Origin of the sequence: Paenibacillus sp. FSL E2-8871 (assembly GCF_038000345.1) — a bacterium.
In the GTDB taxonomy this organism is placed as follows: domain Bacteria; phylum Bacillota; class Bacilli; order Paenibacillales; family Paenibacillaceae; genus Paenibacillus_AQ.
Window position 1 is genome coordinate 5,235,971 of record NZ_JBBOBV010000001.1, and the last position, 14,502, is coordinate 5,250,472.

The window sequence follows — 14,502 nt, forward strand, 5'->3', positions numbered from 1 at the left end:
TTATGGAAAACCTCACGAAGAGGTCGTTATATTCATCATTAGCGGTAGCTTTTCTTTCAAGATCAGGGTGATCAAGCTCTGATCTTACAAGCAAAGCATTTGAGGAGAATAAGAGATGACAGATCAGAATGAATATGTACTGGTATGTGCGCCAACGAAGGCAGGCGAACATTTTATTAAGCTTCTAAAATTCAGAGGCATTAAGATGGCCGGATTGACCAACAACTTGCCTGAGAAGGCCCTACTCGAAGAGATGGGGATTGAACAAGTCGTTCTAGTTGATACCCGCCATCAGAATACTTGGTTTCGCCCGCCGTTCCCGGTAGGACGGGTATATCTGTTCGAGAGCAGCTTTACGTTATGCTGCCGCTACATTCAGATGTGCCGCACCTGGACGACACAGCCGATTTTTGTAATCACAAGCTCAATAAATCCTAGATTGGTCTATAAAAGGCTTGGTGCAAGTTATGTAATCTATTCTCACAGTGGTGATGCTGATTTTCTAATCGATAAATCACCTCATCAAGGATAAAAGAAGGAGTGCGGGAGATATGATGGATCTGTATATGGTGGCTTCGTTAGCTGTAATTTACGGGTTGTTTTATGGATTTATGCGCTGGTGCGCAGGTGTAGTTGAGGATACAGGGAGGGATAAGTTGTGATTCTAGTAATCGCTGTTACCCTACTGTTGTTTGTATATCTGGTTTACGCATTGATTCATCCGGAGAAATTTTAAGGAGGGGCATTCATGGGCATTTTGCAAATAGTTGCTGTAATCGTAATTCTTATCTTGCTGGTTAAGCCGATGGGCACGTATTTATATTATGTATTTTCTAATGAACCGAACCGTACGGATCGATGGTTTGGAGGCATGGAAAAAGGAATTTATAAGCTGATTGGCCTGAAAAAACGGGACGGAATGTCTTGGAAGAAGTATGCGCTCAGCTTTGTGTTAACAAATATCGTATTGGTTACTTTCAGTTACATTGTTCTTAGATTGCAGCGGGGATTGCCGTTAAACCCGAATGGAATTACGGATTTGGAACAGACGCTTTCATTCAATACAGTGATCAGCTTTATGACCAATACGAACCTGCAGCATTATAGCGGGGAGACGGGGCTTTCGTATTTTTCACAAATGGCTGTCATCACGATGATGATGTTCACATCTGCAGCGAGCGGATTTTCTGTTGCGGTTGCCTTTGTCAGAGGAATCACGGGACGGAAATCAGTCGGGAACTTCTTCGAGGATTTCGTCAAAGCACATATTCGTGTGTTCATTCCGCTAGCTTTGTTAGTTTCATTGGTGTTGGTAGGACTGCATGTGCCACAAACGCTCAAGCCATCACTTGAAGTCACTACACTAGAGGGCCAAACACAACAAATTGCTATCGGTCCAGTAGCTTCTTTGGAATCGATCAAACATCTGGGCACGAATGGTGGCGGCTTCTTCGGGGCCAATTCATCCCATCCTTTTGAGAACCCTAATCCACTTACGAACGTTCTGGAGATTCTCTCTATGTGGATGCTGCCAGCTTCGCTCCCTTATATGTACGGATTGTTTGCCAAGAACAAACGTCAGGGCTGGGTAATTTTTACCGCAATGATGACCTTGTTTGTTCTGCTATTAAGCCTAAACTTCTATGCTGAATCAAAAGGTAATCCGGCGATCAATGCACTAGGAATCGAATCTTCACAAGGTAGCATGGAAGGTAAAGAGGTGCGCTTCGGCATACCGCAGTCTTCCTTGTTTACTTCAGTAACAACCGCAGCTACGACAGGTAGTGTTAACAATATGCATGATACGCTGACGCCGCTGGGAGGCATTACGCCTCTTGCACTGATGATGCTCAACAATGTCTTCGGTGGTAAAGGTGTCGGACTGATCAATATGCTGATGTATGCGATTCTGGGTGTCTTCCTGTGCGGTCTGATGGTCGGCAGGACACCGGAGTTCCTCGGACGGAAGATAGAGGCCAAGGAGATGAAGCTGATTGCCATTGCGATCCTTGTGCATCCGTTCATTATCCTTGTACCAACTGCAGCTGCGTTCCTGACCGATTTGGGGCAAGGGGCGATTACGAACACTGGATTCCATGGACTCAGCCAAGTGTTATATGAATATGTCTCTTCTGCCGCGAACAATGGCTCAGGATTTGAAGGACTTGCGGACAACACAACCTTCTGGAATGTTACAACCGGGATTGTCATGCTGCTAGGTCGTTATGTTTCTATTATCGCAATGTTGGCGGTAGCAGGTTCTCTGCTTCAGAAGAAGCCGGTTCCTGAGACGATTGGCACGTTCCGCACAGACAATGGACTGTTTACGGGAATTCTGATTGGTACAGTAGTGATTATCGGTGCGTTGACGTTCCTGCCGGTCATTGTACTCGGCCCCATTGCAGAATATCTAACCTTACGGTAGGAAGAGGGAGAATAAGATGAGTACTGTAAAAAGAAAAAAGTTGCTGACGGGACCCATACTCCTAAGCGCTGTAAAGGATAGCTTTATAAAGCTTAACCCAGTAACGCTAATCAAAAATCCAGTCATGTTCGTGGTAGAGGTCGGTACGATCATTGTACTCCTCATGGTGTTGGCTCCTGGATATTTTAATGCTGAGCAATCGATAGGATTCAATATCACAGTGTTGTTCATTCTGCTATTTACAGTGCTGTTTGCGAACTTCGCTGAAGCACTGGCGGAAGGCCGCGGTAAAGCCCAAGCTGATTCGCTTAAAAAAACGAAACAAGATATCACTGCCAACAAACTGGTTGGAGGGTCGGTGAAAACAGTATCCTCCTCCGAACTGCGTAAAGGGGATATCGTCATCGTCAGTCAGGGTGAACTCATCCCTGGTGACGGTGAAGTGATTGAAGGGCTGGCTTCCGTAGATGAATCAGCGATTACAGGTGAATCTGCACCTGTAATCAAGGAAGCTGGTGGGGACTTTGGTTCCGTTACAGGCGGCACTCGGGTCGTCAGTGATGAGATCAAAGTCAGAATTACTAGTGATCCTGGTGAGTCGTTTCTAGATCGGATGATTTCCCTCGTTGAAGGGGCGAAACGTCAGAAGACACCTAATGAAATCGCGCTAAATACGCTTTTGATCAGTCTGACGCTGATTTTCTTGATTGTAGTAGTGACCTTGCGGCCGATTGCAACTTATCTAGGTGTTGATCTTGATATTCCCGTCATGATCGCCTTGTTGGTCTGTCTGATTCCGACAACAATCGGGGGACTACTATCCGCAATCGGAATAGCGGGTATGGACCGGGTGACCCAGTTTAATGTACTCGCGATGTCGGGTAAGGCCGTTGAGGCTGCTGGCGATATTAATACGATGATCCTAGATAAGACCGGTACGATTACCTTTGGGAACCGGATGGCGAGTGAATTTGTACCAGTGGGAAATGAATCCGAAGCGGAGCTTACGGCATGGGCGGCCATCAGTTCCCTAAAGGATGAGACGCCTGAGGGACGTTCTGTAATTGAGCTGGCCAAAAAGCTGGAATGCAGCTATGACAGCAAGCTTGCTGAAGGTGGCGAATTCGTAGAGTTTAAGGCCGAAACTCGGATGAGTGGTATTGACCTGCAAGATGGACGCTGCGTACGTAAAGGTGCGGTAGACTCCGTGAAGAAATGGGTACAGTCGAAAGGCGGAGTCATTCCCGATAACCTCGACAGTAATTCTGATGCTATCGCTCGGATGGGGGGAACCCCGTTAGCGGTTGCGGTAGACAATCGGATCTATGGACTTATTTACTTGAAGGATACAGTTAAGCCAGGCATGAAAGAGCGATTTGATGAGCTGCGGAAAATGGGGATCAAGACCATCATGTGTACGGGTGACAATCCGCTGACCGCAGCTACGATTGCCCGTGAAGCGGGGGTAGATGATTTCATCGCGGAAAGTACACCTGAGGATAAAATAGCAGTTATTCGCCGCGAACAGAACGAGGGCAAGCTGGTTGCGATGACCGGGGATGGTACAAATGATGCCCCTGCCCTTGCACAAGCTGATGTGGGCTTAGCCATGAATAGCGGCACTACAGCTGCTAAGGAAGCAGCAAATATGGTCGATTTGGACTCTGACCCTTCGAAGATTATAGAAGTCGTAGCGATTGGGAAACAGCTGCTGATGACGCGGGGTGCGTTAACAACCTTTAGTATCGCGAATGATATCGCGAAGTATTTCGCTATTATTCCGGCGATGTTCATGCTCGCCATTCCTGAAATGGAAGCCCTGAATGTAATGGGACTAGGCTCGCCAAGCTCGGCTATAATATCCGCCTTAATATTTAATGCGATTATTATTCCGCTGCTCATCCCACTGGCTATGAAGGGTGTGTCGTATAAAGCTATGAGCTCTACGAAGCTGCTTGGACGCAATATATTTATCTATGGGCTAGGCGGAGTGGTTGTTCCATTTGCTGGCATCAAGCTCATTGATATGATCGTAAGTGTATGGATTTAACGACGTATTGACTAATCATTGAAAGGGTGAGAGCATCGTGAATAACGGAAACTCCATGGAGGACACTGAAGAGCAGTTATCATCATCGAAAGGTGCTTATTTCTTCATTATTGTGCGACTAAGTTTAGTATTTATTGTTCTCTGCGGAATGATCTATCCTCTGACAACTACAGCGCTTGCCCAGGTTCTAATGCCGTCGCAAGCGAACGGCAGCTTGCTTAAGAATGATGCTGGAGTAGTTGTAGGCTCGGAACTCATCGGGCAGAACTTTACGAACCCAGGACTATTTCATGGTCGTGTGTCTAGTATTGAGTATAAAGCAGAAGCCTCAGGGTCCAATAACTACGCTCCATCCAATCCGGATATGCTGCAGCGGACAAAGGATTTCATTACGCAGTGGCAGCTCGATAACCCGGATGTGTCTGTGAACAAATTGCCAGTTGATTTGGTCACCAACTCGGGTTCGGGGCTTGATCCGCATATCACACCAGCTTCAGCTATGGTGCAGATTCCTCGGATTAGCAATTTAACCGGTATTCCTGCATCGCAGCTGGAAGAGCTCGTAAATAAGCATACCAAGGGTCGTGACTTAGGGTTGTTTGGTGAAGAACGGGTCAATGTGTTGAAGCTGAACATGGATCTACTGAAACTATCGAACAAATAAATATAGTAAATGTCCCTGCCAGATTACTAGAATCGGGCAGGGATATCTTGCTTTCTAAAATATAAGAAAGTATAAGTTTCACATTATACATCATCCTTATATTTCTACGAGAAACGGCTGTCATCTTTGAAGGACGACAACGTCGTTTCTTCTTGGAACAGAAGGGTACATGCATGATCGGGGTTATTAAGGAGTGGTCTTGATGGGAACATACCGGAGGAAGACGCCGGAGGAGCTGCTGCTCTCTATCTATGAGCTGCATCGGGGACGTCTGAAGATCTATATCGGTCCGGTCAGTGGGTCGGGCAAAACGTATCAGATGCTGCGTGAGGGCCAGGCACTAAAAGCGCAGGGAATTGATGTTGTGATCTGTGCGGTTTCGACGAATCAAAGTCCAGAAACTAAGGATCAGCTGGGCGATCTGGAACGGATACCAAGTATTCATTGGTTTCAGAAAGATATAGAGAAGAAGGATCTTGATGTAGAAGCTATTGTGGCACGTAATCCAGAAGTTGTGTTAACCGATGGCTTGGCCCACCAGAATCGCGAGGGTGCGGAGAGATCTGGAAGACTGGACGATATCAAATACTTATTGAGCAGTGGGATTAGTGTCATCACAACTGTAAATGTATACGAACTAGAAGGTGCTGCGGATCTGGCACGGAAATGGACCGGGATTGAGGTAGAGCATTCTCTTCCTGCTGAGGTGCTTACCCTTGCCGATGATATCGTTCTAATTGATGTGACCCCTGAAAAAATACTTCAGCGCTTGTCCGATGGCCATTTAGGGAAGCGCCAGCAGAGATCGCTTTTTAATAAGGGTAATTTAAGCAAGCTGCGGGAGCTGGCACTTCGAATGGTCGCTGAGGATGTTAATGACTCGCTGGAGAAACACCGGGAAGAACAAGGGCTACAGGGAGCTTCGGGGATTGCAGAGAAGGTGCTGGTGTCCGCACAGTATTATTGGAATGGCTCGATTCATATCCGACGTGGACAGCAGATCGCTAAACGTTTAAATGGTGATCTCTCAGTAGTTTCATTCTGGAAGCAGGGTCTCACCCTCTCTAAGGAAGCAGCTACCTTTAAGCGTTCCCTCTGGAAGCTGACCGAGAAGATTGGTGCCTCTATGGAGGAGATTACCTTTCGCACGAAGCGGGAGATCCCTCGACTGTTGGTAGAATACGCAACCCGGCATAATATTACCCGAATCGTTATGGGACACTCCAAGCAGACCGCTTGGCAGGAATTATGGAAAGGCTCGATCGCCAATTCGTTACTGAAGCAAATCCGAGGTGTGGATGTGTTCTTCGTGGCGGATCGCGCAGACCGCGAAGGAGAACGTGTACTTCCAACCCGGCAGAGTCGTAATGAACGGAAAGCGGATGCCTATCACAGGTTAAGCAGTCAGGAAGTAAAGGATAAAATCGACGCGATTCGCGGAGGAACCTTTAAGGTATACATTGGGGCTGCTCCCGGTGTGGGCAAGACTTACAAGATGCTGCGTGAAGGGAACGATCTCTTGAAGAGAGGGATCGATGTCGTGATAGGGCTCCTGGAGACACATGGCCGCAAAGAAACCCTTGAACAAATCGGCGATTTGGAGACCCTTCCACGTCTACGTATGGAGTACCGCGGGACTATCCTTGAGGAGATGGATACGGCAGCAATTATTAAGCGTAATCCAGAAGTCGTGCTAGTGGATGAACTCGCTCATACCAATATGCCAGGCAGCAAACATAAGAAGCGGTATATGGATGTTATGGAGCTGCTGGATGCGGGAATATCTGTGATTTCTACCGTGAATGTGCAGCATTTAGAAAGTCTGAATGACGCCGTAGAGCAAATTACAGGAGTTAGAGTAAGGGAGACTTTTCCGGACAGCATTCTACAGCGGGCAAATGAGGTAGAACTTATCGATGTATCCCCCAAAACACTTCAAGAGCGAATGAAGGATGGAAAAATATATGCCATGGCCAAGGTGGATCAGGCGCTGGGGGCTTTTTTCAAAATCGGGAATTTGATCGCCCTTCGGGAGCTGGCGTTGCGGGAAATTGCTGATGATGTTGATGAAAGGCTAGAATCTTGGGAACGTGTTGGTTCGTTACGGGGACCTTGGCGGCGTCAGGAAGTTATATATGTGTGTATCACCTTGGGGGATCATGCGGAGCGTTTAATTCGGCGTGGTTTTCGGATTGCATATCGTCTAAAAGCTTGCTGGTATGTTACGTATGTGCAGGAATTTAAACAAAATGGACCCGTATATGATAAACGTATAAATGATTTAAAGGAATTGACGGAACGACTGGGTGGAACGTTTAAGATGATTGAGAGCGGGCTCCCCGCCCGAGTGGCGTCCTTGCTGCTTGAAAGATCTCAAGCTTTGCAGAGCACTCAGATTATTATCGGTCAATCACAACGCTCATGGCTGCGAAAAAGTATCCGCGGCGATGTTACCAAGCAGATTCTGCGTTCTGCCAGAAACGTGGATGTGCTGGTCGTGGCAGATCTCATACGTGAGGAAGCATAGACTATGACTAACAAGTAAAAACGCCTTCGGCGTCCCTAAAGGACGGTAAGCGTTTATGCGAGAAATATAAGAATAATGTATAGCGTGAAAATTATAGATTCTTATATTTTGAAAAAGGGTACCTTCAAGCCGATTGGCTATGAGGATACCCTTTTTTTGCAGCTATGAATTACATCATGTACTGAATAGTTTAATGGCTTAATTATTGGGCAGCTTCGATGAGTGCTTTGAGCGCAGGAAGATTAAATCCCTTGATCGCTTGATCCCCTGCTACAGTGACAGGAACACCCATGAATCCAAGCTTCTCAACTTCCTCTTGATAGACTGTGCTGGTCATAACATCTCTTACTTCAAAAGGGACACCCTGCTCCGTAAGATAATTTTTAACCAAATTACAGTCACTGCACCCTGCGGTTGAATAGACAATCACTGGCTCACTCATTGGTTCACAGCCTCTTTGATAGCATCTCTTGTAATTTTCCAGTGGGAAGTGTTCCAGCGAACCTCATTGTCCTCAAGCAGGAAGAGTTGTGGAGATTCATGTTTGATGCCAAAATCCTCAGCAATTTGATTGGAAACGGAACGATCCTCGATGACTAAGACCACTGCAGCGGCAGTATCCGCATCCTTCAGATAAGCCTGAAACTCTTCATTAGCTTTAGCACTAATCGGGCAGGTCGTGCTGTGTTTGAACAGCAGCTTCTTGCCAGGCTTAGCTACATATTGCTCAAGATCCTCCAGCGTATGGAGTTGTTGAATAGACATAGATATCACCCTCCTGGGATCGTTATTTTGCTAACAATTGTGTTGTTAACAACCTGTAATCATGATTGTAACATATATCAAAATTAAAACAAAAAGGATTCTGAAAGGCTTGCACAAGAAGCGATATACCTGAAACCAATCGCGTTGAAAAAAAGAGTACAGCATGCTAAGGTGAAAAGAAGCAACATGCCTAACCATATCGCTACGAGATAGGAGTGTTCAGAAGAATGAAGAGAGTTGCATGTGTAACTGGAGCTGATCGGGGGCTTGGACTGTCGCTTGTACGTTCGTTGCTGGCCAACCAGTTCTCAGTATTTGCAGGACAGTTTTTGAAAGAATCAGAAGATTTGAAAGCGCTTAAAGAGCAATATCCTGAACAGTTGGAGCTTATCCCCCTAGATATCAGCAATAAAGATAGTGTAAAGCAGGCTGCGAGAGTGATAGCCAGTAAAACTGGATATGTCGATATGATTATTAATAATGCAGGTATTATTCGTTCTGCTGATAATGCTACTGTGCTGGTGGAGCTGGATGATGAAGGCATGGCAGAAATATATAATGTAAATACACTTGGCGCGTTAAGAGTCAGCAATGCACTGATGGGACTATTACTACAAAGTGAGGATAAATTAATCGTCAATATTTCATCGGAGGCAGGCAGTATTACCCGAAATAAGCGTATCAACATGTATGGCTATTGTATGTCGAAGGCAGCACTGAATATGCAGTCCTCCTTGATGCATAATCATCTGAAAACGCTTGGCGGTCAAGTAATGGTGTTCCATCCTGGCTGGCTGCAGACTTATATGCATGGTAAGAAGGATGAGCAAGCGGAAATGACTCCTGAACAGTCCGCGGAGCAGATTATCGACCTTGTTCTGGATTATAAAAAATATATGGGCGAGGAACCGGCCTATCTGGATACGGATGGCAGCTCATGGCCGTGGTAGAACGGATATTTCAAAATAGATAAGAAGAAAGGCGCTGATAACATGTCTACACTAAAAGCACTCGCACTCGGAAGCTACTCGGAGGTTAAATATCACCCCTTTGCTGGCGTGGACCGGGAGATCGAACAAATCCTTGCGAATGACTTACAGGTTTTTTCTTCAGAGGATTATGCACTTCTCAATAAAGAAACGTTGTCTGACTACAAGCTGGTAATCTCCTACACTGAATTTTCTGATGACAAAATCCCCGCGGAACAAAGTGGTGCTTTGCTATCTTATGTGGCTGGCGGGGGCGGACTACTAGTTGTACATAACGGAATTTCCTTACAGCGCAATCAGGAGCTTGGTGCTATGCTGGGCGCACATTTCACCCATCATCCAGAGTATACTTCGCTGCAGATGTCCATACCCGCACGAGAGCATCCCATTATGCAGGGAATTGAAGAATTTGTAATTGAGGATGAGCCGTATTATTTCGAGATGCATCCTTATTTCGAAACAACGGTGCTCGCTGAATATTCTCATGAGGGAGCTATGCGCCAAGCGGCTTGGTGTCACGAATTTGGCTTGGGCCGGGTTGTTTATTTAATGCCAGGGCATCATTTACCATCATTCTCAGTAGAACCATTCCGCGAAATGATTCGTAGAGGTGGGCTTTGGGCAGCAGGATTATTGTAGAATATAAGCGGCGGATATACTTGTTGTAAGATTATAAATGAGTCCAACTGTGGGATAACCACGGTTGGATTTTTTTGTTGACTCTTACATTGATGTCAGGGTTTATACTGGTGTAGAACAATTCTCATGAACCCCGGGGAGATTGCTATGAAAATAGGTGAGCTTGCTAAACTGACGGGCGTAAGCGTCCGTTCAATTCGTTATTATGAGAGTCAGGGATTAATTTCGCCGATCCGTCAGGCCAACGGATATCGGGAGTACTCTCCGCTCGCTGTGGAGACGGTAGAAACGATAAAATTATATTTGAACCTGGGTCTGTCCACAGAGCAGATCGCGGGCTTTCTACATTGTGTTTTGAAGAACAAAGAAGCTTTCTGCGCAGAAGTGATGCCACTATACCGTAGCAAGCTTGAGGATATTGAACGTCAGCTTGTAGAACTGAATCAGATCAAACGCAATTTGGAAGAAAGAATGGCCTCTATCTTGCAAGAGCAGAACGAGAGTAGTTTAGAGGCATGTACACCGGAGAGTTTGGAGTAGGTACTGCTGGAGTTGAAAACTTTGAGGAGGAATGACAAATGGCTATTACAAATGCAGATAGCGCTGATTGGGTACGAGCAGAGATTCGCGGTGGTGGAACGGTTTTGGTAGATTACGGTGCGCCATGGTGTCCCCCTTGCAAGGTGCTGTTGCCTCTTTTGGAAGATCTTCATCAGGAATATGGAGACGATGTCTCTATTGTGAAGGTGAATTGTGACGAATTGCCGGATCTGGCTGGGGAAGCTGGTGTTATGGGGATGCCTACAGTCATTGTATATAAAGATGGGCAGCCAATGGAAAAGTTGGTTGGCTTACGTCCGATAGCAGCCTACCAAGGGATATTGAACAAGGTTATTCTAGCATAGGGAATTGGAATTTAGTTGTATTTTGATGCTATATTAATCTCAAGCTGAGAAGGCATTAAGAAGCCTCATCCGGATATTTTCCTGCGTGCACTAAATAGGCTAGACATGAAGCACTAGGAGAGCGTCTACATTGTTGATCATCCGCTGAACGATGTAGACGCCGCGGTGAGCCGTGACGGTATGAAAGGCACAGCTTTGGAAGGAGTCTAGCACGTATGGATTTTCAGGTCGCATATACCAACTATCACTCTCTGCTGAAAGCAATCGCTTACCGTATGACCGGCTCTATAGCAGATGCAGAGGACCTCGTTCAAGATGTATTCATTGAGTACAGCAAGCTACAAACAATAGATATCATCCATCCGAAAGCTTACTTAATCCGTATGACAACAAATCGTTGCATCAACTATATGCAATCCGCCCGTATAAGGAGAGAGCAATATGTCGGCACATGGCTGCCGGAGCCGCTCGTCAGCTTTACGAATGGAGGCGGCGATAATCCTGCTGATCTTTTCGATCACGATGAAAATGTATCCTACGCTCTGCTCGTCATGTTGGAACATTTGTCGGCTGTCGAGAGAGCCGTCTTCATCTTGCGCCAATCCTTCGCTTTCGAATATAGCGAACTTGCCGATGTATTAGGAAAATCAGAAGCCAACTGTCGAAAAATATTTAGCCGCGCTAATGATAAGCTGCATCAACAATCGCCAGTTCTGCCAGGCAACACGGCTCAGGCAACACCTCTTGCGACAGCATTCCTCGCAGCTGCGCGAGGCGGCAACGTCGATGCGTTTGTCAGCCTGCTGACCGAGGACGCGCTGCTTACGTCGGACGGCGGCGGTAAAGTTCGCGCAGCGATCTTCACCATTACGGGCAGAGATCGTGTTCAAGCTTTCATTGGAGGCGTCATTACGAAGGGCTTCCTCGGAGATTCGCAAAGTATGGTGCTACTTAACGGTCAGCTGGGCATCGTCATCTATCGGGATGGCCGGCCGCTTAAGGCGATCAGCTTCCAGCTTGATGCGGCCGGGGAGCGGATCGAGCATATTTATATCGTACTCAATCCCGATAAATTACAACGAATGGGGTAACTTGTCACAAACGGAGCTTTTGTATTGTCTTATTAGTGAAACAATCAAAAGATAACCGGTCTACAGCCGGAGAGGAGCTATCCCCATGGAACAAAGAATGGATCTGGCCGGTGAAATTCCAGCCGCATACAAAGCGATGATGGGTCTTGAAGCGTTCGTACAATCGACAGGCATGGAGAAGTCGTTATTGGAGTTAATCAAAATCAGAGCGTCACAAATTAATGGCTGCGCCTTCTGCATCGATATGCATACGAAGGATGCCCGCAAGGCAGGCGAGTCGGAACAGCGAATCTACATGCTGAACGCATGGCGTGAAGCGCCGTTCTACAGCGACGAGGAGCGCGCAGTGCTTGCGCTGACCGAATCGGTTACACTCGTGACGCAAGGACATGTACCGGTCGATGTCTATTCGGAAGCGGAGCGCCATTTCGATACTAAGCGACTTGGCGAGATCATCATGGCAATTGTTACAATCAATGCATGGAATCGCATCGCGATCACCACTCGCATGATGCCGCAATAAACTTTAATTACGTCAGCCGAACGTCCAAGGCTAGAATCCGACACTTTACAGATACAATAGAGGTATAAGAACATATGAAGTTTAACTTAGGGAGACCCCATACTGTGGGGTCTTTTTTGTATGCATGAATTACCCATCTTCGGTAAAAAATACGGTCACAGCTATAAAGGAGGTGTTAGGGGTGTGGAATGAGGCAATAGATTTAATTCCAAGTTGGGGTGTGGTTTTCCAAGGGATTATGATTTTCTGTGTCCCTTTCTTCCTGCTTCGTACAATAAGCTGGGCTAAAGCTAAAGAAGACAGGATAACGACTAGAGCGGAAAAAGCTACTGGCAGCAAAGGTGGAGGTGTTTCTTCCGTAGAAAACTCTGGAGAAACAAGCATTTTAGAAGGGCCGGTGAAGCAGTCTAGCTCGAATGTAGTAACTAAGGATAAGGGGAAGAGAATAACTTATAGTGGCCATTTTGAGGATGATTTGCAGAAATTCAGAGAGATCAGCGCCGATATGCATGATGTGAATGTAAGGGAGTTGCGAATCGGAACCATTAAGACAAGGGCAGCACTTTTGTACGTAGACGGTCTAACGGACAAAGACAAAATGGATCAGAATATTTTAAAGCCGTTAATGAATGCATATCAGCCGTTTATGAACATGAATAACAAAGCGGAAGCGAAAGATCTACAAGATATTCTCATACATGAGGTCCTCCTCATATCGGAAGTTGAGCTTACGGATAATGCATACCTCTCCCTTCAGAAGGTGTTATTTGGATCTGCCGTGCTGCTCGTGGAGGGGATATCTAAGGCTTTTGTACTCAGTAGTCCTAAGGGGAATACAAGAGGGATTCAGGAGCCAGAATCTGAAGGAGTCTTGCGGGGCTCGCGAAGCGGATTTAACGAGACATTAAGCGATAACACAGCGATGCTGCGTAGACACGGACAGAGTACAGAACTAGCTATGATTTCTTTTACTGTAGGAAAGAGAATGCAGAAGGAATTGATCCTAGCCTATATCAAGGATATTGCGAATGATGAACTTGTAGAAGAGGTCAAACGAAGAATTAGAACGATAGATTTAGATGATGTTCAAGAATCTGGTTATGTTGAGCAATTGATCGAAGATAATGGCTATAGTCCTTTCCAACAGATTCAGAATACGGAAAGGCCGGACCGTGTAATGGCAGCACTTTTGGAAGGAAGAGTAGCTATTTTACTTGACGGTACACCCTTTGCATTGATTATGCCGGTAACCTTCGGGATGTTACTGCAATCGCCAGAGGATTATAACGATCGCTGGATGGTAGGATCGATGCTACGTCTTTTGCGTTTTTTTGCGGCATTGATATCACTTTTTGCTCCGGCACTATATATTTCCTTCCTTTCGTTCCAGCCAGGCTTGATTCCAACTAAGCTAGCTATTTCTATTATCGCCTCCCGGCAAGGAGTCCCCTTTACGGTATTAATCGAAGCCTTGATTATGGAGGTCTCGATTGAAATCTTACGAGAGGCTGGACTTCGCTTGCCCAAACCTATCGGTCCGGCGATGGGAATTGTCGGCGGTCTGATCATCGGGCAAGCCGCGGTAGAGGCTGGAATTGTGAGTCCGATTTTAGTTATTGTAGTATCAGTTACGGCTGTTTCTTCCTTCTCTATGCCCATGTATAGTGCGGGGATGACGCTTCGTATGCTCCGTTTTGCAGCCATGTTTTTTGCAGCCATTTTTGGATTATACGGAGTTGTACTGTTTTTTCTCTTGCTTAGTAGTCATTTAATTAAGCTGAAGAGTTTTGGTGTTCCTTATCTAGGTCTGGCAGTCCCAAATAAGATGGTGAATTGGAAGGATTTTATATTCCGTATGCCTTTTCAATTTCTAACAGGGCGACCTACGTTTTTGAAACCAAAGGACCCCTTGCGTAAAGGGTGA

The 14,502-nt window shown here is 46.1% G+C and carries 15 protein-coding genes; 13 read left to right on the plus strand and 2 right to left on the minus strand.

Annotated features, from left to right (window positions below):
• Window positions 1–115: 115 nt before the first annotated feature.
• The 6 genes from NYE25_RS23685 (at window position 116) to NYE25_RS23705 (ending at window position 7,666) form a co-directional block, all read left to right on the plus strand.
• Complete coding sequence (locus tag NYE25_RS23685) at window positions 116–532, plus strand: hypothetical protein (protein WP_076285918.1); 417 nt, start codon at window positions 116–118, stop codon at window positions 530–532.
• 126 nt (window positions 533–658) lie between these two features.
• On the plus strand, window positions 659–736 hold the full coding sequence (gene kdpF / locus NYE25_RS31335; RefSeq protein ID WP_076285959.1) for a K(+)-transporting ATPase subunit F: 78 nt from the start codon (window positions 659–661) through the stop codon (window positions 734–736).
• A gap of 12 nt (window positions 737–748) precedes the next feature.
• The gene (kdpA, locus tag NYE25_RS23690; protein ID WP_341146969.1) at window positions 749–2,425 is read left to right on the plus strand and encodes a potassium-transporting ATPase subunit KdpA; all 1,677 of its coding nucleotides are present in this window, start codon (window positions 749–751) and stop codon (window positions 2,423–2,425) included.
• Between the two features lie 16 nt (window positions 2,426–2,441).
• Complete coding sequence (gene kdpB / locus NYE25_RS23695; protein ID WP_341146970.1) at window positions 2,442–4,475, plus strand: potassium-transporting ATPase subunit KdpB; 2,034 nt, start codon at window positions 2,442–2,444, stop codon at window positions 4,473–4,475.
• Between the two features lie 55 nt (window positions 4,476–4,530).
• Window positions 4,531–5,139 carry a potassium-transporting ATPase subunit KdpC gene (gene kdpC / locus NYE25_RS23700; RefSeq protein ID WP_341147778.1) on the plus strand — a complete coding sequence of 203 codons (609 nt, stop codon included), beginning with the start codon at window positions 4,531–4,533 and terminating at the stop codon, window positions 5,137–5,139.
• Between the two features lie 202 nt (window positions 5,140–5,341).
• The gene (locus NYE25_RS23705) at window positions 5,342–7,666 is read left to right on the plus strand and encodes a histidine kinase (RefSeq protein WP_341146971.1); all 2,325 of its coding nucleotides are present in this window, start codon (window positions 5,342–5,344) and stop codon (window positions 7,664–7,666) included.
• Between the two features lie 202 nt (window positions 7,667–7,868).
• Here NYE25_RS23705 and NYE25_RS23710 read toward each other — a convergent pair whose 3' ends face one another.
• Window positions 7,869–8,108 (minus strand): glutaredoxin family protein, encoded by a 240-nt coding sequence (locus NYE25_RS23710; RefSeq protein ID WP_042184561.1) that lies wholly within the window; start codon window positions 8,106–8,108, stop codon window positions 7,869–7,871.
• Complete coding sequence (gene ytxJ, locus NYE25_RS23715; RefSeq protein ID WP_341127078.1) at window positions 8,105–8,431, minus strand: bacillithiol system redox-active protein YtxJ; 327 nt, start codon at window positions 8,429–8,431, stop codon at window positions 8,105–8,107. The genes NYE25_RS23710 and ytxJ overlap by 4 nt, the downstream gene beginning before the upstream one ends.
• 227 nt (window positions 8,432–8,658) lie before the next feature.
• On the opposite strand from ytxJ, the gene NYE25_RS23720 reads away from it, so the two are divergent.
• From NYE25_RS23720 to NYE25_RS23750, 7 genes are all read left to right on the plus strand, one after another.
• Window positions 8,659–9,381 (plus strand): SDR family NAD(P)-dependent oxidoreductase, encoded by a 723-nt coding sequence (locus NYE25_RS23720; RefSeq protein ID WP_341146972.1) that lies wholly within the window; start codon window positions 8,659–8,661, stop codon window positions 9,379–9,381.
• Window positions 9,382–9,423: 42 nt separating this feature from the next.
• Window positions 9,424–10,059, plus strand: coding sequence for a ThuA domain-containing protein (locus tag NYE25_RS23725; protein ID WP_076285913.1), 636 nt, complete (start codon window positions 9,424–9,426; stop codon window positions 10,057–10,059).
• 147 nt (window positions 10,060–10,206) lie between these two features.
• Window positions 10,207–10,599, plus strand: a complete 393-nt coding sequence (locus NYE25_RS23730; RefSeq protein WP_341146973.1) for a MerR family transcriptional regulator — start codon at window positions 10,207–10,209, stop codon at window positions 10,597–10,599.
• Between the two features lie 38 nt (window positions 10,600–10,637).
• Window positions 10,638–10,964: a thioredoxin family protein gene (locus NYE25_RS23735; RefSeq protein ID WP_042184566.1), complete on the plus strand. Its 327-nt coding sequence runs from the start codon at window positions 10,638–10,640 to the stop codon at window positions 10,962–10,964.
• Between the two features lie 215 nt (window positions 10,965–11,179).
• Window positions 11,180–12,055, plus strand: a complete 876-nt coding sequence (sigJ, locus tag NYE25_RS23740; RefSeq protein ID WP_341146974.1) for an RNA polymerase sigma factor SigJ — start codon at window positions 11,180–11,182, stop codon at window positions 12,053–12,055.
• A gap of 85 nt (window positions 12,056–12,140) precedes the next feature.
• Window positions 12,141–12,578, plus strand: coding sequence for a carboxymuconolactone decarboxylase family protein (locus NYE25_RS23745; protein WP_341146975.1), 438 nt, complete (start codon window positions 12,141–12,143; stop codon window positions 12,576–12,578).
• Between the two features lie 181 nt (window positions 12,579–12,759).
• Window positions 12,760–14,502 (plus strand): spore germination protein, encoded by a 1,743-nt coding sequence (locus tag NYE25_RS23750; protein WP_445667147.1) that lies wholly within the window; start codon window positions 12,760–12,762, stop codon window positions 14,500–14,502.

Excerpts from the sequence above, each read along its gene's own strand:
- NYE25_RS23685 (WP_076285918.1), top strand. The coding sequence starts at position 116 with ATGACAGATCAGAATGAATATGTACTGGTATGTGCGCCAACGAAGGCA.
- kdpA (WP_341146969.1), top strand. The coding sequence starts at position 749 with ATGGGCATTTTGCAAATAGTTGCTGTAATCGTAATTCTTATCTTGCTG.
- kdpB (WP_341146970.1), top strand. The coding sequence starts at position 2,442 with ATGAGTACTGTAAAAAGAAAAAAGTTGCTGACGGGACCCATACTCCTA.
- kdpC (WP_341147778.1), top strand. The coding sequence starts at position 4,531 with ATGGAGGACACTGAAGAGCAGTTATCATCATCGAAAGGTGCTTATTTC.
- NYE25_RS23705 (WP_341146971.1), top strand. The coding sequence starts at position 5,342 with ATGGGAACATACCGGAGGAAGACGCCGGAGGAGCTGCTGCTCTCTATC.
- NYE25_RS23710 (WP_042184561.1), bottom strand. The coding sequence starts at position 8,108 with ATGAGTGAGCCAGTGATTGTCTATTCAACCGCAGGGTGCAGTGACTGT.
- ytxJ (WP_341127078.1), bottom strand. The coding sequence starts at position 8,431 with ATGTCTATTCAACAACTCCATACGCTGGAGGATCTTGAGCAATATGTA.
- NYE25_RS23720 (WP_341146972.1), top strand. The coding sequence starts at position 8,659 with ATGAAGAGAGTTGCATGTGTAACTGGAGCTGATCGGGGGCTTGGACTG.
- NYE25_RS23725 (WP_076285913.1), top strand. The coding sequence starts at position 9,424 with ATGTCTACACTAAAAGCACTCGCACTCGGAAGCTACTCGGAGGTTAAA.
- NYE25_RS23730 (WP_341146973.1), top strand. The coding sequence starts at position 10,207 with ATGAAAATAGGTGAGCTTGCTAAACTGACGGGCGTAAGCGTCCGTTCA.
- NYE25_RS23735 (WP_042184566.1), top strand. The coding sequence starts at position 10,638 with ATGGCTATTACAAATGCAGATAGCGCTGATTGGGTACGAGCAGAGATT.
- sigJ (WP_341146974.1), top strand. The coding sequence starts at position 11,180 with ATGGATTTTCAGGTCGCATATACCAACTATCACTCTCTGCTGAAAGCA.
- NYE25_RS23745 (WP_341146975.1), top strand. The coding sequence starts at position 12,141 with ATGGAACAAAGAATGGATCTGGCCGGTGAAATTCCAGCCGCATACAAA.